At 61.7% G+C, this 18,360-nt stretch carries 16 protein-coding genes; 5 read left to right on the forward strand and 11 right to left on the reverse strand.

Annotation, left to right across the window (positions count from 1 at the left end; translation table 11 throughout):
* Positions 1-48: 48 nt before the first annotated feature.
* The 3 genes from LDN90_RS19405 to LDN90_RS19415 form a co-directional block, all read right to left on the reverse strand.
* The gene (locus LDN90_RS19405) at positions 49-1,095 is read right to left on the reverse strand and encodes a LacI family DNA-binding transcriptional regulator (protein WP_223946754.1); all 1,047 of its coding nucleotides are present in this window, start codon (positions 1,093-1,095) and stop codon (positions 49-51) included.
* Between the two features lie 67 nt (positions 1,096-1,162).
* Positions 1,163-2,041, reverse strand: a complete 879-nt coding sequence (locus LDN90_RS19410; protein ID WP_223946755.1) for a hypothetical protein — start codon at positions 2,039-2,041, stop codon at positions 1,163-1,165.
* 35 nt (positions 2,042-2,076) lie between these two features.
* Entirely contained in the window at positions 2,077-2,550 is a 474-nt protein-coding gene (locus tag LDN90_RS19415; RefSeq protein WP_223946756.1) for an SRPBCC family protein, read from the reverse strand.
* Positions 2,551-2,995: 445 nt separating this feature from the next.
* Between LDN90_RS19415 and LDN90_RS19420 the strand changes: the two genes are divergently transcribed.
* Complete coding sequence (locus LDN90_RS19420; protein ID WP_223946757.1) at positions 2,996-3,553, forward strand: NAD(P)H-dependent oxidoreductase; 558 nt, start codon at positions 2,996-2,998, stop codon at positions 3,551-3,553.
* A gap of 30 nt (positions 3,554-3,583) precedes the next feature.
* On the opposite strand, the gene LDN90_RS19425 is transcribed toward LDN90_RS19420, so the two are convergent.
* The 7 genes from LDN90_RS19425 to paaA form a co-directional block, all read right to left on the reverse strand.
* The gene (locus tag LDN90_RS19425; RefSeq protein WP_223946758.1) at positions 3,584-5,047 is read right to left on the reverse strand and encodes a protein adenylyltransferase SelO; all 1,464 of its coding nucleotides are present in this window, start codon (positions 5,045-5,047) and stop codon (positions 3,584-3,586) included.
* Between the two features lie 104 nt (positions 5,048-5,151).
* Entirely contained in the window at positions 5,152-5,931 is a 780-nt protein-coding gene (locus LDN90_RS19430; RefSeq protein WP_223946759.1) for an enoyl-CoA hydratase-related protein, read from the reverse strand.
* Positions 5,932-5,939: 8 nt separating this feature from the next.
* Entirely contained in the window at positions 5,940-7,145 is a 1,206-nt protein-coding gene (paaE, locus tag LDN90_RS19435) for a 1,2-phenylacetyl-CoA epoxidase subunit PaaE (protein ID WP_223946760.1), read from the reverse strand.
* An 8-nt stretch (positions 7,146-7,153) separates the two neighbouring features.
* Positions 7,154-7,714 carry a 1,2-phenylacetyl-CoA epoxidase subunit PaaD gene (gene paaD, locus LDN90_RS19440; RefSeq protein ID WP_223946761.1) on the reverse strand — a complete coding sequence of 187 codons (561 nt, stop codon included), beginning with the start codon at positions 7,712-7,714 and terminating at the stop codon, positions 7,154-7,156.
* Positions 7,715-7,719: 5 nt separating this feature from the next.
* The gene (gene paaC / locus LDN90_RS19445; protein WP_223946762.1) at positions 7,720-8,637 is read right to left on the reverse strand and encodes a 1,2-phenylacetyl-CoA epoxidase subunit PaaC; all 918 of its coding nucleotides are present in this window, start codon (positions 8,635-8,637) and stop codon (positions 7,720-7,722) included.
* Positions 8,637-9,023 carry a 1,2-phenylacetyl-CoA epoxidase subunit PaaB gene (gene paaB / locus LDN90_RS19450; protein ID WP_223946763.1) on the reverse strand — a complete coding sequence of 129 codons (387 nt, stop codon included), beginning with the start codon at positions 9,021-9,023 and terminating at the stop codon, positions 8,637-8,639. Before paaB ends, paaC begins: the two co-directional genes overlap by 1 nt.
* Positions 9,020-10,015, reverse strand: coding sequence for a 1,2-phenylacetyl-CoA epoxidase subunit PaaA (gene paaA, locus LDN90_RS19455; protein WP_216926377.1), 996 nt, complete (start codon positions 10,013-10,015; stop codon positions 9,020-9,022). The genes paaB and paaA overlap by 4 nt, the downstream gene beginning before the upstream one ends.
* 200 nt (positions 10,016-10,215) lie before the next feature.
* Between paaA and LDN90_RS19460 the strand changes: the two genes are divergently transcribed.
* Complete coding sequence (locus LDN90_RS19460; RefSeq protein WP_223946764.1) at positions 10,216-10,812, forward strand: low molecular weight phosphatase family protein; 597 nt, start codon at positions 10,216-10,218, stop codon at positions 10,810-10,812.
* A 13-nt stretch (positions 10,813-10,825) separates the two neighbouring features.
* Here the strand turns inward: LDN90_RS19460 and LDN90_RS19465 are convergent, their stop codons facing one another.
* Positions 10,826-11,770: a LysM domain-containing protein gene (locus LDN90_RS19465; RefSeq protein WP_223946765.1), complete on the reverse strand. Its 945-nt coding sequence runs from the start codon at positions 11,768-11,770 to the stop codon at positions 10,826-10,828.
* A 353-nt stretch (positions 11,771-12,123) separates the two neighbouring features.
* Between LDN90_RS19465 and LDN90_RS19470 the strand changes: the two genes are divergently transcribed.
* The 3 genes from LDN90_RS19470 (at position 12,124) to LDN90_RS19480 (ending at position 18,320) form a co-directional block, all read left to right on the forward strand.
* Complete coding sequence (locus tag LDN90_RS19470; protein WP_223946766.1) at positions 12,124-13,773, forward strand: alkaline phosphatase D family protein; 1,650 nt, start codon at positions 12,124-12,126, stop codon at positions 13,771-13,773.
* Positions 13,774-14,022: 249 nt separating this feature from the next.
* Positions 14,023-17,394: a response regulator gene (locus tag LDN90_RS19475; RefSeq protein WP_223946767.1), complete on the forward strand. Its 3,372-nt coding sequence runs from the start codon at positions 14,023-14,025 to the stop codon at positions 17,392-17,394.
* A complete protein-coding gene (locus LDN90_RS19480) occupies positions 17,391-18,320 on the forward strand; it encodes a diguanylate cyclase (RefSeq protein WP_223946768.1) in 930 nt (309 codons plus the stop codon). Before LDN90_RS19475 ends, LDN90_RS19480 begins: the two co-directional genes overlap by 4 nt.
* Positions 18,321-18,360: the final 40 nt, after the last annotated feature.

Raw genomic sequence — 18,360 nt, forward strand, 5'->3', positions numbered from 1 at the left:
GGGGTAGGTCCCTTTCAAAAAGTGTGATTGTTGGCTTCGGGGTTTGATTTAGGCAGGTGGTGTGACAGTGCGCCTGCCTCGCAAGGGAAATGGCGGCGCTGTAGTGCCGCGAACAATCAGTTGGGCGGACAGCACCAAATCCGGCTCCGCACCGGCGTCGGGCGTTATCAAAGCCAGCAAGCGACGCGCGGTTTCGGACCCCTGCAGGGCGACCGAGTGGTCCATGGTGGTCAGGTCAAGAATCTCGGAGAGTTCGTGGTTATCGAAGCCAATGACCGACATGTCGCCCGGAACATCGATTCCGCCCGCCTTCAGGGTCCGCAACACGCCAAAAGCCATTTCGTCGGACGCTACGAAGACTGCGGTAGGGGCGACTTCCGCACACAACAACCGGGACATGGCCCTTGAGCCGCCAGCCATTGAATTCTCCTCGTGGACCTCAAGCTCCTGGCCGGGCTCCAGCCCAGCTTCAGCCAGGGCCTCGCGGTAGCCCTTCAAACGGTTTGCTGGCGGGACGCCACCCAAGGTGCTGTCCGCAGCCTCGCGAATTCCGATGAAGGCGATGCGTTCGTGCCCCAAATTGATGAGGTGCCGGGCTGCTGCCCGCCCCGCCGCGTGATCGTCTACCCGAACTCCAGACCTTCCAGGAGTTCCCGACCCCAAAAACGCGAGCGGCAAGTTCTGGGATTCAAGGGTGGCCAACTCCTCCGGAGTCGGCTGCAAGGCAAAGACCAACACGCCATCAGCCCGCCCTGCGAGGCTCGACCCGGCGAAGAAACGCTCCCGCGCGGCAGTATCCGCAAGTTCGTACAACAGGACGTCAAAGCCTGCTAGGCGAAGCACCCGCCCCGCTGATGCCAGCACCTGCCCAAAGAACCATTTGGAGAGGTTGGGAGTGACAATCGCGATGGCTCCCGTGCGGCCAGTTGCCAAGCGGGAACCAGCCAGCGAGGGAACATAACCCAGCTCTTGGGCAATTCGATGCACGCGCTTGCGCGTCTCTTGCGAAACACCTGGCATATCCCGCAAGGCACGCGAGACTGTTGATACCGAGACATTTGCGCGTTCCGCAACCGCATCCACTGTTGACGACATGTGAACGACGGTAGCCGCGACGCAAGATTAACGCAAGCGCTTGCGAACCGGATCCTAACTGGACGGTTTAAGGAGATGTGCTTGGCGACGATGAGGAAGTAACGCTGCCCTCCGAGGTGTTCATGCTGGGTGTCGATGTCGACGGCGAACTCGTCATGCTGCTGGACGAAGTGGCCGTACTGGTCATGCTGCTAGACGAACTGGTCATCATTTCACTGGGAGTTTCGCTACCGCCCGCGGCTTTCTCAAGCACTTTGTTGATCAGGTCTTCGAGTTCCTTCTGGTCGGGATCGCCCAGGCTTGGCCCACTCTTAGTGGCGACAACCAGCAACCTCCCGTCGGCCGCGGAGACCTGCATGAGCTTCTTCTGGCTCTCACCGGAACGGGTGCTGATTGTTCCGAACGTTTCGTTTGCCTTCGTCTTCGCGTCTAATTTCTCACTGGAGACTTCATATGCCTGGCCCACGGCTTTCACAGTGAACTTTGCGCATTTGTCCATTTTGCCGCTGATGTCCTTGAGAACTTTTTCCGCGTCCGGACCTTCGCTACCGGATTGCGCGGACAGGGACCTGGGCTGGTCACTGTCAGACAGGGCCACAGCAACATCTCCGTGTGCAACCTTGTCTACCAGCCCCGCCGTGGCGATGTCCTTGCAATCCCCAGGATCCACGCTGGCCGTGCTCAAAAGGAGGTCTGCGATCTTGCCACCCTGGTCTACCTGCGACTTGGAATAGAGCTTGAACTCGTTGCCATCTCCATCCCTCATACCGGAGATTAGCTCGCGCAACTGATCCTCGCTGTAGACCTTCTCCTGGGCCGGCGTCGACGCGGAGGCTGACGAGGTAGCGGCAGATGAAGGACTTGCTGCGCTGCCCCCGCCTCCGCTACACCCCGCCAAAGCCACTGTGGCAACTGCAAATACTGCAAGCGCTGGAACTCTTCGCATCAGATGCTGCCTTCCTCGGCTTTGGAAAGGGATTTCTAAATCTGTCCGCCCGGACCGCTATCCTCCACTTCACCGCGCCAGGCACCTGTTTCCGTTCCCCGGGACTCGATAAAGTCCTTGAATTTCCGCAGATCGGCTTTAACCTGCATCTCGTCGATCTTCAGGGCGGCGCCTGCCTTCTCCGTGAACGTTTCCGGTGCCCACTCGAAATGGACGTCAACTTTGGTGTGGTTATCATCCATCCGGGTGAACCGCACGACGCCGGCATGGGACTTCCCGTCCGTACTGCGCCAGGCGATCCGGTCATCAGGCTCTTGGTCCACGATTTCCGTATCGAATTCGCGCTCTACGCCAGCGATTTTGGTGACCCAGTGATTGGTGGTGTCACTCAGCTGCGTCACGGCCTCCACACCGGACATGAACTGGGGAAAGGACTCAAACTGGGTCCATTGGTTATAGGCAGTGTGCACTGGGACAGCGACATCAATGGTTTCTTCAACGGTTTCCATTTTTCCTCCTATTGTTGGGGCGGCCCGCAAACAGCGGACAGCAGTAGGCTTTGCGAGGCGCGCTGGAGTACGTGTCGGTTCAGAATGGGTGTGATCTCCGGGAAGTGGAGCGCCTGAGGATAGTCGGATGGACTTCGTCCGGGCGATGGAAAATCGCCGGTAACGTAGGGATCAGAGATGATCGACATCGACTGTTTCCTCGAGAAAGGGAGGCTGCTGCCCACCTCTGGACCGTGCTTCCGCTTTTAGGCTAGACCTCGATATGTTGTGGGGCAAGGACCCGACGAGGCCTGGCGCGCGGAGGCAGAAGTCCCTTCTTCAGCAGCAATTTTCAGTTCACTGCGGAACAGGTTTCCAACTGCGGCTCCGATGGATGAAAGAGGCCTGCCCCATTGTTGAGAACTTAAAAGTCCATTCAAAGTCCCTTTTGAAGGATGTGATCGAAATGGTCAAGATCGCGGTTGTTGTCGGGAGCACCCGTCCGGGACGGCGAAGCAAGCAGGTGGCCGATTGGGTGCTTGAACGTGCGGCGGCCAAAGGGGGTGCCGAATACGAACTGCTTGACGTGGCCGATTACAAACTGCCGCTGCTGGATGAGCCAATGCCTCCATCAATGGGGAATTATCAACACGAGCACACCAAGACGTGGGCACGGGCCGTAGCCGAATTCGATGGCTATATCTTTGTCACGGCCGAATACAACCACTCCGTTCCCGGGGCATTGAAGAATGCACTCGACTTCCTCTACGCCGAATGGAACAACAAGGCTGCCGGCTTTGTCTCCTACGGAAGTGCCGGTGGGGTGCGCGCGGTGGAAAACCTCCGCCTGATATCCGGCGAACTCCAAATGGCAGACGTCAGGGCACAAGTGGCGCTGCCCTTTGCTACAGAATTTGAAGGTTTCACGACGTTCACCCCGAGTGCAACGGCGGAAGAAAACCTGGACGTCCTCATTGAGCAAATCGTTGCCTGGTCAACGGCCCTAAAAACCATCCGTCGCTAACACGTCGGTTAGAAGGAGATGAATACAGACCTAAGTGCCGCAGAACGTCCGGTAGGGCCCGAAGCTCTCCGGTGCCGGCGATGCATAGAGTTCCAGCCCCGGCCTTTCGCAGTACGGAGAACCCAGTGCTTCAAGCAAACGCTCGACTGGCCCTATCTCCCCCTGCGTGGCGGCCGAAAGAGCTTCCTCCACCAAGTGGTTGCGAGGGATGTAGATCGGGTTGACCCGGTCCATGGCGTCAGCTTCCGGCGTCACAGCGCGCCAGCGTTCCAGCCAGGCATCGAACGCTGCCAGGTCCAGGATCTGGCCGCGCGCGGGTTCAACCTCCCCACGGGCTGCCTTGCCGAGGCTCCGGAAAAACGAGGTGTAATCCGCACGTGACTCTTGAACCAGCTCAAGCAGGTCATCCACCAAAGGTGAGGCAACGTCGTCGTCGATTCCCTCGGGTAGCCCAAGTTTGGCCTTCATGCCGTCGAACCAGGTAGCGCTGTACTGCTGGCGGAACCCATTCAGTGCCTCGACGGCAAGGGCCACCGCTTGCTCTTCATCCTCGTGGATAAGGGGAGCGAGTGATTCGGCGAAACGGGCAAGGTTCCACTCCGCAACCGGCGGCTGGTTGCGGTAGGCGTAGCGTCCGGTTTCATCGATGGAGCTGTATACCGCTCCCGGATCGAAGCCATCCATGAAGGCGCACGGCCCGTAATCGATGGTTTCGCCAGACACGGTCATGTTGTCGGTATTCATGACACCATGCACGAAACCGACGAGCATCCACTGGGCCACCAGTTTCGCTTGGACGGCAATGACGCCTTTTAGAAGCCCGAGGTAGCGGTTGACGTCCTCCGCCGCGGACGGGTGGTGGCGTTCGATCGCGTGATCGGCAAGACGGCGCAACAGATCCATGTCATTGGTGGCCCTGGCGTATTGGAAACTGCCCACTCGCAGGTGACTGCTGGCAACCCGGGTCAGAACGGCGCCCGGCAGGAGAGTCTCACGCTGAACCGGACGGCCCGTCGCGACGACTGCCAGGGACCTTGTGGTGGGAATGTTCAACGCATGCATCGCTTCGCTCACGATGTACTCGCGAAGCATGGGACCCACCACTGCCTGGCCATCACCATTGCGGGCAAAGGGCGTCCGCCCCGAGCCCTTAAGGTGGACGTCGCGGAGCTTCCCGTCAGCGCCGGCGATCTCCCCCAGCAAAAGAGCACGGCCATCCCCCAAACGGGGTGAGTACCAGCCGAACTGGTGGCCCGAATATGCTTGGGCCACCGGGGTTGCCTCTTCCGGGAGGGCATTGCCGATCAGCAGCCGAACGCCCTCCGGGCTGCGGAGAAAATCAGGGTCAAAACCGAGTTCGACGGCGAGGGGCTCGTTCAGTGCCAAAAGCTGCGGCTCAGGAGCCTCCTCCGCCCGCCAAGGAATAGCCAGCTCCGGGAAGTCCCGGGCGAAATAGCCCTCAAGCGCGACGGTGGGATGCGCAATTTCGCTCATTGTTCAAGGATACGGCGCTGACCGATGATGCCCTTGTTCGCCCTACTCCCCGTGCAACGCTGAGTAGGGCGAACAAGTGTGGGATCCATGGCAGGGGCTCGGGATTACCCCTTGAAAACCGGCGCCCGTTTCTCCTGGAAGGCCCGGAAGCCCTCGGCGTAGTCGTCGGTCTTGCAGAGGCGCGCCTGCTCGGTGTTTTCCTCGGCCATTGACGCCCAGAGGCCCAGTCGCTGATCGCGGATGTGGGCCACAAGTTCCTTGGAGGCAACAAAAGCACCGGTCGCACCGGTAGCCACGCGTTCGACGATCGCCCGGGTCATGGCAAGCAACGAATCATCCGGCATCGCCCGGCTGAACATTCCGCGCTCCACGGCCTCCGATCCAGAGATGAGGTCGGCCGTATAGATCAGGTCCAGTGTCCGGTGCATGCCCAGACGCTCGGTAAAGTACCAGTGCCCGCCGGAATCCAAGGTGGCGCCGAGCTTGGCAAAGGGCGAACCGAACTTGGCATTCTCCGCCACGTACACCACGTCAGTGGCCAGCAAGAGCCCCAAACCAACACCCAGGCAAGCTCCGTGTGCGGCAGCAAAAGTGGGCGCCGGGAACGCGGCCATCTTCTTCAACAGCGGTTCCACCAGCCCGCCGAGGTACGCCTGCGCGTCGTCGGTTTCGGGGGTGACGCCAGCAATGTCGCGGCCTGCGCAAAAGGCCCGTCCCTCTCCGCGAAGCAGCAGCGCCCGCACCTCACCGCGCGAGGCGGCGGCAGCGGCGTCGTCGTACGCCTTATCCAGTTCAGCAAGCGCGTCCTCGTTGAGCGAGTTCAGCTTTTCGGGGGCATTGAGGACAATTTCGGCAATGCCGTTGGCAATGGAGAGCTCGATCATGGGACTCCTTAGACGTCGAAGTCGACGGTAACTTCTTCGCTGGTGGGGTGTGACTGGCAGGTGAGGACGTAGCCCTTGTCCAGCTCATCCTGCTCTAGGGCGTAGTTCTCATCCATGGAAACCGTACCGCTCACAAGCTTGGCGCGGCAGGTGCCGCAGACCCCGCCTGCACATGCGAACGGAACGTCTGGGCGGACACGCAGCGCAGCGTTGAGGATGGACTCGCGGGCGTGCGTGGGACTGGCGACATCGCCGGTCAAACCATCCAGCTTGAACGTGATCTTGTAGGTTTCCTTCGACTCGTCCTCCACAACGGGACGGCCGGCGTTACCCTCAGGACGGTCCGGACGACCAGTGGTGAACAGCTCGAAGCGCACGTGCTCGGGCTTCACACCGCGGGCAGCAAGCGTGTCGCGGCACAGTTGGACCAGCTCGAACGGTCCGCAGAGGAACCATTCGTCCACATCCTCGGCATGGATGGCGCTGCTCAGCAAGGCCTGCAGCTTCTCCGAATCAATGCGGCCGGTCATCAACGGGGCGATCCGCTGCTCGCGGGACAAAACGTGGTGCAGCGCCAGGCGCGACGGGTACTTGTCCTTCAGGTCCGCCAGCTCCTCAAGGAACATGACGTCCATTGCGGCCTTGTTGGCATAGATCAGGTCAAACGTGGTCTCGGGATTGGCGGCCAGCAGCGTCCGCGCAATCGCCATGACGGGCGTGATGCCTGAACCCGCAGCGATCGCAACGAAGTTCCCGGGCTCTCCCGCCAACTCCTCCGGGTGGTTCATGGAGTTCATGACGTTGTGCTGGACTGACGAGCCGTCCTTGCCGTGCCGTGAAATGAACGCGCCCTGCGGGCTCATGACGTCAAGGACGTCGCCGGCCTTCAGCTCGGCATTGGCCCACGTGGAGAAGACACCGCCAAGGTCTTTCTTGACGGCCACCCGAATCTCGCTGCTGCCATCCGCGAAAGTGCGCGGCTCTGCGCAGATCGAGTAGCTGCGGCGGACCTCGTGCGGCTGACCTTGCTCATCGGGCAGCGTGGTGCGCAGCGCGACGTACTGGCCAGGGAGGTAGTCATACTGACCGGCCAGCTCGGCAGGAACAGCGAACGTCACCTCGATTGCGTCGTCCGTAAGGCGCCGGACGTCCGAGACGGTCAGGGTATGGAAAGACGCACGACGGCGGCTGGCCGTCTGGGTTTCGGTGGTCATGGAATTCCTTAGAGGACTTTGAAGTAGTCGAACGGTTCCTTGCAGTCCTGGCAGACGAACAACGCCTTGCAGGACGTGGAACCAAAGCGGGTGAGCTCCTTGGTGTTCAGCGAAGAACACTGTGGGCATTTCACGGCCAGGTTCAAACGAACGGGACCTGAATGCCCGCCGGCGGCAGCACGGCCCGTAGGGGGCGCGATCCCATATTCCTGCAGCTTGGCCTTGCCGGACTCCGTCATCCAGTCGGTGGTCCAGGCTGGGGACAGCACCAGGTTGATGTGCACGCTTGCGTAGCCCTCCTTCTCGAAGGCCCTCCGCAGGTCGTCACCAATCGCGTCCATCGCCGGGCAGCCCGAGTACGTGGGCGTGATGGTGACCTCGACGGCGGTACGTGAGGTGCCGCCGTCGTCCGCTTTGTCCGTGAGCTGCTGCCCGTCCGTCGCCTCGACGACGTGAACGCCGCGGAGGATGCCGAGGTCCTCGATGGTGAGGACCGGGATCTCCGGATCGCAGACCGTGGACGCAATGTCCCACGCCCGCTGCTCTTGTGTCCTTACCTGCGTTGCCATGATGGTCACCAGCTCGCGCCAGGGTGCTCGCGGGCCAGGACCTGCATTTCAGCAATGATGTAACCCAGGAATTCGGAATGCTTGCCGCGGCGGCCGCCTCCCAGTGCTTGCGGAACCGCAGGGATGTCCAGTTCGGCTTCGGCCATGATCTCGCCGGTGAGCCGGTCAAACCCAGCGCGCAGGCTTGAGGGCTGGACAGCCACGCCGGCCTCGGCCAAGCGGGTGGTCAGCTCATCGTCTTCGAAGAGTTCGTCCACGTACGGCCATACGAGCTTGAAGCCCTGGATGATGCGGGCGCGGGATTCGTCCGTGCCGCCAGCCAGGCGCAGTACCCACTGGGCACTGTGGTCGCGGTGGTAATCCACTTCCTTCACGGCCTTCGCGGAGATGGCTGCCAGGGTGGCGTCCTTGGATGCGGTGAGGGCCGTGTAGAGCTCGTACTGGTAGTAGCTCACGATGAACTGGCGGGCGATGGTCACCGCGAAGTCCCCGTTGGGCTGCTCGAACAGGTGCGCAGAACGGAACTCGTGCTCACGGCGGAAATAGGCCAGATCGTCCTCGGACTTGTCCCACGCGGCACCCGCATAGGTCAGGAACGAGCGCGCGTGGCCCAACTGGTCCAGCGCGATGTTGCCGAGCGCGATGTCTTCCTCAAGCTCAGGAGCACGGGAAATCCAGTGGCCCAGGCGCTGCGCCAGGATCAGTCCGTCGTCGCCGATCCTCAGGGCAAATTCCGCCACGTCCTCGCTTGGCTTGACCTGTCCACGCCGTACTTCGAGGGCGATGTCCTCCGGGCGGAGGGCATTGCCCGGCGTGATGCGGGTAGCGCTGGCTGAACCGTCACCGGAAGCTCCGGCTCCCTGGACGCCCACGGAGATGTCGCCGTGGCCTTCAATGGCGAAGTCAGTGTCTTTGTCAGTCATCACAGGTGCTTCACGCCTTCGCTCTTGGTGTAATACGTGGCGTGGCGGTAGTCCTTGCCCTGGGGGGACTCGAAGAAGGCGCCCTTGGAATCGGGATCGCTGGAGGAGATAGCCTCGGCCGGGACCACCCAGATAGAGACGCCTTCATTACGACGCGTGTAAAGGTCGCGGGCATTCCTGAGGGCCATCGCGGCGTCAGGAGCGTGCAAGGACCCGGCGTGCACGTGGGACAGGCCACGGCTGGAGCGCACGAAGACCTCCCACAAGGACCACGGGGCCTCGTGGTGCTGCTGTTCCGCCGGCGTAGTCGCCGCGACCTTGGGGGCCTCGCGCTTGATCTCGCTGGCCGAGCTTGCCGGTTCTTCCGGGTTACCGTGAGGACTCATGCTGCGTGTTCCTTCTGTGCTTGCTTGCGGGCGTAGGCAACGGCGGCTTCGCGAACCCAGGCACCGTTTTCGTGTGCCTCACGGCGGCGCTCGATGCGCTGCGAGTTGCAGGGGCCTCGGCCGGCCAAGACTTCCTTGAACTCGTTCCAGTCCAGGGGTCCGTGCTCCCACTTCTTGGTTTCTTCGTTGAAACGGATGTCCTTGTCAGGCAGGGTCAGGCCGAGGACCTTGACCTGCTCCACCATCATGCCGACGAACCGGCTGCGCAGTTCATCGTTGCTGAACCTCTTGATGTTCCAGGCCATGGATTGCTTGGAGTTGGGTGAGTCATCATCCGGCGGGCCAAACATCATCAGCGACGGCGCGTACCAGCGGTTTACGGCCTCCTGGGCCATCTGCTTCTGCTCAGGCGTGCCGTTGGACAGTTCCAGCAGGATCTCGAAACCCTGGCGCTGGTGGAAGGACTCTTCCTTGCAGATGCGCACCATCGCGCGTCCATAAGGACCGAACGAGGCCCGGCACAGCGGTACCTGGTTGCAGATCGCCGCGCCATCCACGAGCCAACCGATGGCTCCCATGTCCGCCCAGGAAATCGCCGGGTAGTTGAAGATCGACGAGTACCGGGCCTTGCCGGCAATGAGGTCTTCCATCATCTTGTCCCGGGTCTGGCCCAGGGTCTCAGCTGCCGAGTAGAGATACAGGCCGTGGCCTGCCTCGTCCTGGACCTTGGCCATAAGGATGGACTTGCGCTTCAGGCTGGGAGCGCGGGTGATCCAGTTGGCTTCCGGCTGCATGCCGATGATTTCCGAGTGCGCGTGCTGCGAGATCTGACGCAGCAAAGTCTTGCGGTAAGCCTCCGGCATCCAGTCGCGCGGTTCGATGCGCGAGTCTTCCGAAATGATGCGATCAAAGTACGCCTTCCCGGCTGCCTCCCGCTCCTGCTCTTCCGGGGACAGCTCAGCGGGCACTGATTGCAGATTCTGCGATGCCATGGTTGCTCCTAATAAATTACCGACCGTTCGTTCAGAATATGCGGAGCGGACGTTTTCAGTCAAGCGTTCAGTGAGACATCAAGGGCTGATGACGAGGGCATGGGTGCAGCTGGGCGTTGTGACAAGGTGGTCTTTGCTGCCCGTGTTAACTTGGGATGGGACCTGAGCCGTCCCAAGCCCCCGCAAGAAAAGAGCCTCACGTGGAATCGCCCCAGCCCTTCAGGATCCTCACTGTCTGCACAGGGAACATCTGCCGTTCCCCTGTGGCGGAACGGCTGCTGCAGGCGGGCCTCAACCACGCAAGCCCAGGATCATTCGAGGTTCGCAGCGCCGGCACACGCGCCATGGTCGGAGAGCCGATTCAACCCCTCTCGGCCAAGATGATCAGCACCTTCCGGGGCAGCCCCGACAACTTCGCGGCCAGGCAGCTCAACCAGAAGATCCTCCGGGAAACCGACCTTGTGCTGGCAATGACGTCCAGGCACCGGGGCGAAGTCCTTCAGCTGGATGCCTCCTTGTTGAAGCGAACGTTCACCATCCGTGAATTTGCGAGGATGCTTGCCGTCCTGGAGACGCGTGGTGATGTTGTTCCGGAGGGCGACATCGTGGAATTCTGGCGGGCTCTTCCCGCCCGTGCCGCTTCCGTCCGTCATCTTGCCCTCGCCGCCGATCCTGCCGACAACGACGTGGTAGACCCCTACCGCCGAGCGGAAGAGGTCTACCACCAGATGGAGGATGAGTTGGCCCCGGCCATCCTGGGCATCCTCCGCTTTGCACGCCTTACGGCGCCGGCCTAGGTTAGCTGCCTTACTAGTTAAGTCCGATCACCAACATCTGGCTCGTGCCGGGAATGCAGGTCTGCAGGACAACCGCGGGGAAGCCGCCGAAGACAGCCGCCACATTGTTGGTGGTTCCGGGGTTGGGGACTTGGCCCCTTCCGGTCACTGTGTACGTGCCGTAGCCTGGGATGTTCACCGTCTGTCCCACACCGATGCCGGAGAAGCGTGCCCAACCTCCACAGAAGTCGTGCTCGGTGATGAACAGTGCGTAGGCGTCCGTGGGAGTGTAATGGATCGGCCCTATGCACGCGTCCACCAGGCTCTGGCCTCCCGATCCAGCCACGTAGATCGTCCAGCCCGCGGCTACGGGAGCAGGGGCTTGCGCCGGAGCGGCCTGCGCGGCGGCCTGGGCTGGGGCGGCAGCGGGCGCCGGTGCCGGCTCGATCAGTGGAACCGCTGGTCCAGTAAGCTTCAGGACTTGGCCGGGCACGATGACGGAGTAGCCGCTCAATCCATTGGCAGCCAACATCTCGTTCATGTTCACCCCGAACCGGGCAGCTATGGAGCCCACGGTATCTCCGGCGACAACCGTATAGAGGTTGGTATCCACCGCTGGCGGCGCGGGTGCGGCCGGTGCAGGTTCTGCAGCCGGCGCCGCGGCCACGGCCGGTTCGACGGCGGGAACCTTGGCTTCGGTTGCGGGTGTCGCTGCTGCTTCACTCGCAGCGGGCGTGGCCGGGCTGGAGTCTGAGGCCTGGGGGGTCGCCAGTTGTTCACTGGACACATTCTGGCCCGCATCGGCTGCGGGGTTGTTTGCCTGTGAAAGAACCCCAAAAATCAACGGAATTAGTCCTATAACAACAATGATGGCAATTGCGATCAGCAGGACTTTATTTTTGCGGGACCCCGGCAGCAAGGTACCGCGGGGCGCGTTCTTTGACAGAGTAGTTTGAAGCTCGTCATTGTAAATGTTCATTAGATGTCCCAGATCCGTGGCTGTTGTCTGAGCACGCAGAAGTCCCAAGGGAGGGGCGTATGCGATAGCACAGAAGTGTGATGGGAGCCCCACTCGTCACGTGCGAGGGAGCGAACCACCGCTGAGCCGGCGGAACAGAATTTCAGAAACCCTAGGGAACTTAATGCTAAGAATCGGCCATTGGCACCGCACGAGTAGCAGATACTCGTCTTTTTCTTTGATGTCCTGAATTAGCACTAGGTAGTACGCAATTTTCCGGGATAAGCCACTTGTTTAGGCGAGCACCGGTACTCGTTCCGTTTCCTTCACCTGAGGCTCACACTCTGTTCACGGCAGCCGTTAACAGTGGAGCCATGACTGATCTCTCACGCCGCACCCTCGTCAAAACATCCTTAACCGGCTTGGCATTGGCTGGCCTGGCGACCGGTACCGCCGCGCCTGCCCCCGCTGCTATCCCCTTGGTCCGCAACCGCCTCACACTCCCGACTGGAATCGCCACCGGGGATGTCACCACCGATTCCGCTGTCCTCTGGTCACGTGCTTCGGGCCCGGGCCGCTTGAGCGCCCGGCTGCAGGCAGTGGATAGCGCGGGCGAAATCCTCCGTGGACGCTACGGATTCAGCCGCACCATCCAAGGCCCCCTCGCTACCGAAGCCAGCGACTTCACCGCCAAGATCCACGCCAAAGGACTTCCTGCGGGGACCCGCTTCGCCCTGGAACTGAACTTCGAGGACGAGAACGGCCTCGGCGACTCAGTCAAGGGAACGTTCACTACGGCGCCGGACTCATCCGGGAACGGCGGCCCCGAAGACCCGCGCGGGGGCGGCAGGCCATCGTCGGCCTCCCAGTCCTTCGTGTGGACCGGCGACACTGCAGGGCAGGGCTGGGGCATCAACGAGGAGATCGGCGGCATGCGTGGCTACCAGGCAATGCACGCAACGCGCCCGGATTTCTTCATCCACTCCGGCGACACCATCTACGCCGACGGCCCCATTGCCGCCACGGTCACGGAGAAAGACGGCCAAGTGTGGGGGAACATCGTCACCGAGGAAGTCTCCAAGGTCGCCGAGACACTCACGGAATACCGGGGTCGTCACCGTTACAACTCACTGGACGTGAATATGCGCAGCATGTTCGCCGAGGTTCCCGTGATCGCCCAGTGGGATGACCACGAGACACACAACAACTGGTACCCCGGCCAGATCCTGGACGACTCCCGTTACACCGAACGCAACGTGAACGTCCTGGCCGCCCGCGGGCGCCAGGCCTGGCAGGAGAACATGCCGATCGCAGACTCCGCGGCGCTATGGCGCCCAGGAACGTTCGACGCCGGGCAGTACCAACCTGCGCGCATCTACCGGAAGATTGCGCGCGGCCCGCAGCTGGATATCTTCTGCCTGGACATGAGGACCTACAAGTCCCCCAACACAGACGGCAAGGAGCCGTACGCCACCAACATCCTGGGCCAGGAACAGGTGGACTGGCTCATCAAGGAAGTACGCCAATCCAAGGCAACGTGGAAGGTGATCGCAGCCGATCTGCCGCTGGGCATCATCGTTCCGGATGGGCCTGTGAACCAAGAGAGCCTCTCCAACCGGGACAACGGTGCTCCCCTCGGCCGCGAACTGGAAATCGCGGGCGTATTGAGTGCCTTCAAACGGTACGGCGTGAAGAACACGGTGTGGCTAACGGCGGACGTGCACTACTGCGCAGCCCATAACTACTCCCCCGAACGTGCATCCTTCACTGATTTCGATCCCTTCTGGGAGTTCGTGGCTGGCCCTATCAACGCGGGCTCGTTCGGTCCGAATGACATGGACGGAACGTTTGGACCCGAAGTCGTGTTCTCAAAGGCCGGGCGCTTCCCGGGTGAGTCCCCGAGGGATGGCGAGAACCAATATTTCGGGCACGTGGACCTCGCCGTAGACGGCACCTTCACCGCGAGCCTGCGCAACGCCAACGGAGCTGTGCTGTTCTCAAAGACCCTCACCCCGGAGCGCTGAGCCCAACCAGCTCGCAGTAGTGGTTGTTCGAAGCCCTCAGAACAACCACTACTGCCAATCAGATGGGGTTTCACGGGACGTCACCTTTGTGTGTTGCCGGTCACTTAAGCCCGCTTTCGGCGTATGCTCTCCTCAGCGCAAAGGCAAGATGCGTTGTTCGCTTTTGGTGGGGCCACTTTTGAAGGCAGGGGTTCAGTGGCAGGAGTGAAGCACGAGGTTCTTCCGGTGCGCTCATGGTCAAGGCAGGGAATGCCGCTTTTCCTCGTAGCAGTCGGAGTGTGCGCGGTCCTTTTGGCCGTCGGGCTCGGCAGCGGTTTCGGCACACCCACAGCGCAGCTGGCAGGCGACTTGGCGATACTTACCGCCGCACTGACTGCGCTGATGACACACACAGGTGCGGCCCTACGCGGCCATGGCAACACAACCGCCCGATGGTTCGTTGTTGCTGGGTTGGCTCTTTGGTCCTGTGGCCAAGCATTTTGGACCTTCAACGGCATAGTGCTGGACCACGCCTACCCCTTCCCATCGGCTTCCGACATTGGGTTCGTCGGTTATGCGCTGCCAGTCGCCGTCGGGCTTGTCCTGCTCTCCAAGGGCGGCAGTGTCCGCATATCAGTCCTCCGGACCATCCTGGACGTCGGAACGGTGGCCAGCGCCGTTCTCTTCATCGCATGGGGCGCAGTCTTGGGGCCGGTGATCGAGGCGGGCAACGAGGACACCCTTGCCTTCCTGACCACGTTGGCTTACCCGTTCGTGGACGTGGTGATGGTCTCCCTGCTCATCGTCCTGACAATGCGGGCCGCCCGGGGCCGGCGCCTTCCGTGGTTGTGCCTTGGCTTGGGCTTCCTGGTGCTCGCTTTGACCGACCTCACTTACGTGCGGCTCACCACCGAAGGCGTCACAGGTGTGACGGGCTCCCCCTTGGCACTCGGCTGGGTAGCAGCCTTCCTCCTCGTCGGATTCAGCCCTCTGGCTCCGGAGACCAGCAGCAGCAAGAAGGACGGACGCACGTATGCTGCCGCCCTGGAGCTCCTTCCATACGTTCCCGTCTTCGGCGCAGTCCTGTTCAACCGCAGCCGAGCCATCAACATGACAGACCCGATCCTGCTGATCACGGGCCTGACTGTCCTGGTCTTCGTGATCGTGCGGCAGGTGCTGATCGTCGTCGAGAATGTGACGCTTACGCGGGACCTCGAGTCCAAGGTGGCCGCCCGCACGGTGGAGCTGGAGGGCTTGGGCGCAATCGTCAACTCCTCCGGCGATGCAATCATTGGCAAGACGCCTGAGGGCGAGATCCTCAGTTGGAATCCGGGGGCGGAACGGATTTTTGGTTACACGGCGGCGGAGGCCATAGGCAGGAACAGCGACTTCTTTATCCCCGAGGAGTTTCGGGAGGACGAACACGAGGCTCTCAGAACGACGGCCGAAAGTGGTGCCGTACAGAACTTTGAGACCCTTCGCCAACGTGGAGACGGCACCATCATTCCGGTTTCCGTAACGCTTTCCCCCGTCCGGGGCGAATCAGGCATCAGGGGCGTGGCCACGATTTCCCGGGACATCACCGAACGCAAAGCGTCTGAGGCCGAACTCCTGGCTGCCCGGGAAGCAGCGCTGGAATCAAGTAGGCTCAAGTCCGAGTTCCTGGCGACCATGAGCCACGAGATCCGGACCCCTCTCAATGCCGTGATCGGCCTGACGTCGCTCATGATGGACACACGCCTGAACGATGTCCAGCGGCAGTACGCCCAGGGAGTCAAGGGCGCCGGCGAGGTCCTCCTGACGCTCATCAACGACATCCTGGACTTCTCCAAGCTGGAAGCCGGGAAAGTGGACCTGGACATTACAGCCTTCGATCCCCGGGTGCTCGTGGAAGAGGTAGCTGGACTGGTAGCCGAGCAAGCCCAAAGCAAGGAACTGGAGCTGATCTCCTACTGCCACCCGAATGTGCCGGAACGGCTCATGGGAGATTCCGGGCGGATTCGCCAGATCCTGCTGAACCTGTCATCCAACGCGGTCAAGTTCACTCCAGCCGGCGAGGTGGAAATACAGGTTTCAGTGGTCAGCCAGGATTCGAACAAAGCTTCCTTGCGCTTTGAAGTCCGTGACACGGGCATCGGCATTAGCGCCGAAGACCACCACAGGTTGTTCGAATCCTTCGCCCAGGCAGACGCTTCCACCACACGCCGTTACGGCGGAACAGGCCTCGGCCTGGCTATCTCGCGGCGCCTGACCGAAGTCATGGGCGGCGAGATCGGACTCGACAGCGAAGTGGGAGTGGGCAGCAAATTCTGGTTTGTCCTGGAACTACCTGTCGGCCCACCAGCCACGGACACTGGAATCCTGCCCGCCTCCCTCGCCGGCCGCAAAGTCCTCGTGGTGGACGACAACGCCACCAACCGTTTGGTACTGGAGACCCAGCTTGCAAGCTGGGGAATGCAGCCCGTGGCAGTCGCAGATGCGCACACTGCAATGGACGAGTACCGTTTGGCTGTTTCGGAGAGCCACCCTTACGACATCGCTGTGGTGGACATGTGCATGCCCGACGTCGACGGCTTGGAATTGGCCCGCCAAATCAAGGAAGAGAGCAACGGCTCGGGCGGCCCGGGGATCATTCTCCTGACCTCCACCATGCAAGTGGACAAGGCCGATCTCACCTCCGCGGGAATCCGCGAATACCTCACCAAGCCCGTGCGGAGCTCCGAGTTCTACAACCGGCTCCTACGGCTCGTGGCAACAAAAACGATGGGTAAGCCAACGCCCCTTGGAACCCAGCCCGAGCTGCCACCCCGGGATCCGGAACTCTTGTTGGGCAAGCTTCTGGTGGCCGAAGACAATGAAGTCAACCAGCTGGTGGCGCGCGGGATGGCGAACAGGCTCGGCTACGAAGTAGACATCGTCGACGACGGCGCGCAAGCCGTTGCCGCGACACTCACCGGAAACTATGCTGCCGTTCTTATGGACTGCCACATGCCTGTGATGGACGGTTTTGAAGCGACGAAAACCATTCGATTGCGTGACTCCAAAACCGTGAGGATCCCCATCATTGCCATGACGGCCGGGGCCCTGAACGAGGACCGCGAGCGCTGTTTCGCGGCCGGCATGGACGACTACATCAGCAAGCCCGTGGATCTGGACAAGCTCCGTGACATCCTGGCTCGGTGGGTGCCCCAGGAGCAGCGGGCGGAAGCACCGCCGTCGAACGTTGTTGTTCTGGACGCTGCCGGTCCTGATGACGCTGACGTTGCTGACCCTGACGCCACCGTCCTCGATGAGGACAGGCTGCAGATCCTGCGCGACCTTGGACCGGCGGACGGTATGGGCCTGTTGCCTGACGCCGTCAGGGCGTTCCGCGAGGAAGCCCAGCGCGCCCAGGAGAAGCTGCGTTCGGCCCTGGAGAGCGGACAGGCCAACGCGCTGGAGGCGGCCGCGCACAAATTGGCGGGCGCCGCAGCCAACATCGGCGCTACAGGTGCCGCAGCCTTGGCCAAGGACTTGGAACGGCTGGGCCGTGAGGCGGGCCCAGATGTTGCAGCGCAGGGAACGCATGTACTCGACCAACTAAATTCGGAACTCGCACGGGTGGATGGGGCACTCGAGCGCACATTAATGGGAGCCCCATGAAAGTACTCATCGCCGACGATGACCAGATCTCACGCATGATCACCAAGGCCGCCGTCGAGCAATCCGGTCATGATTGCATCGTGGCAGTGGATGGCGATTCGGCCTGGGATCTATACCAGGAACATGCCCCCGCAGCGGTGGTGACGGACCTGATGATGCCGGGCCTGAACGGCTTGGATCTTTGCCGGGCCATCCGCGAGCGCGAGCAGGACACCTATACGTACGTCATCCTGGTGACCTCCCACGGTTCGCGTAAGGACGTCCTGGCGGGCATGGAGGCGGGCGCGGACGATTACGTCACTAAACCGTTGGACCCCTTCAACCTGCACATCCGCCTACTGGCCGCGCAACGCATCACCTCGTTGCATGCTGACCTCGCAAAGTACCGGACAGCGCTGACCAAACAGGCCCGCACAGATCCCCTGACCAAGCTGCACAACAGGCTTAAGCTGACGGAAGACCTGGGCCAGCTGCACAGCAGGAGTGACCGCTACTCGCGGGATTACTGCCTGGCGATGGTGGATGTGGACAATTTCAAGAGCTACAACGACATTTACGGCCACCAGGCGGGAGACGCCGCACTGGTGGCAATCGCCACGACCCTTGCCGGTGAGGTCCGTCAGTCCGATGGCGTGTACAGGTTCGGTGGCGAGGAGTTCCTCCTGGTCCTTCGGGAGCAAACAGCGGCCGGGGCCGAAGTTGTCATGGAACGGGTCCGGGCAGCTGTGCATGCGCTGCAGATCGAGCACTCCGGCGACCCCGATGGCATACTCACGATCAGCGCGGGCGTGTCTGCTTTCGCCGATGGGCACCGCGCGGGGACGGAGCAGTTGCTGCGCGAAGCGGACCTTGCCCTGTACGCGGCAAAGGCTTCGGGCCGGAACCGTGTGACGCTGGCCAGCACGCTTTCGCAGGGCGTGGACTGAGCGTCTGGGCGCTCTGAGCGAAATCGCTGGTTACGTGTCA

The sequence above is a fragment of the Arthrobacter sp. NtRootA1 genome (assembly GCF_019976975.1).
In the GTDB taxonomy this organism is placed as follows: Bacteria; Actinomycetota; Actinomycetes; order Actinomycetales; family Micrococcaceae; genus Arthrobacter; species Arthrobacter aromaticivorans.

Excerpts from the sequence above, each read along its gene's own strand:
- LDN90_RS19425 (WP_223946758.1), bottom strand. The coding sequence starts at position 5,047 with ATGAGCGAAATTGCGCATCCCACCGTCGCGCTTGAGGGCTATTTCGCC.
- paaC (WP_223946762.1), bottom strand. The coding sequence starts at position 8,637 with ATGACTGACAAAGACACTGACTTCGCCATTGAAGGCCACGGCGACATC.
- LDN90_RS19415 (WP_223946756.1), bottom strand. The coding sequence starts at position 2,550 with ATGGAAACCGTTGAAGAAACCATTGATGTCGCTGTCCCAGTGCACACT.
- LDN90_RS19420 (WP_223946757.1), top strand. The coding sequence starts at position 2,996 with ATGGTCAAGATCGCGGTTGTTGTCGGGAGCACCCGTCCGGGACGGCGA.
- LDN90_RS19405 (WP_223946754.1), bottom strand. The coding sequence starts at position 1,095 with ATGTCGTCAACAGTGGATGCGGTTGCGGAACGCGCAAATGTCTCGGTA.
- paaB (WP_223946763.1), bottom strand. The coding sequence starts at position 9,023 with ATGAGTCCTCACGGTAACCCGGAAGAACCGGCAAGCTCGGCCAGCGAG.
- LDN90_RS19480 (WP_223946768.1), top strand. The coding sequence starts at position 17,391 with ATGAAAGTACTCATCGCCGACGATGACCAGATCTCACGCATGATCACC.
- paaE (WP_223946760.1), bottom strand. The coding sequence starts at position 7,145 with ATGACCACCGAAACCCAGACGGCCAGCCGCCGTCGTGCGTCTTTCCAT.
- LDN90_RS19475 (WP_223946767.1), top strand. The coding sequence starts at position 14,023 with ATGCCGCTTTTCCTCGTAGCAGTCGGAGTGTGCGCGGTCCTTTTGGCC.
- LDN90_RS19410 (WP_223946755.1), bottom strand. The coding sequence starts at position 2,041 with ATGCGAAGAGTTCCAGCGCTTGCAGTATTTGCAGTTGCCACAGTGGCT.
- LDN90_RS19465 (WP_223946765.1), bottom strand. The coding sequence starts at position 11,770 with ATGAACATTTACAATGACGAGCTTCAAACTACTCTGTCAAAGAACGCG.
- paaA (WP_216926377.1), bottom strand. The coding sequence starts at position 10,015 with ATGGCATCGCAGAATCTGCAATCAGTGCCCGCTGAGCTGTCCCCGGAA.
- paaD (WP_223946761.1), bottom strand. The coding sequence starts at position 7,714 with ATGGCAACGCAGGTAAGGACACAAGAGCAGCGGGCGTGGGACATTGCG.
- LDN90_RS19430 (WP_223946759.1), bottom strand. The coding sequence starts at position 5,931 with ATGATCGAGCTCTCCATTGCCAACGGCATTGCCGAAATTGTCCTCAAT.
- LDN90_RS19470 (WP_223946766.1), top strand. The coding sequence starts at position 12,124 with ATGACTGATCTCTCACGCCGCACCCTCGTCAAAACATCCTTAACCGGC.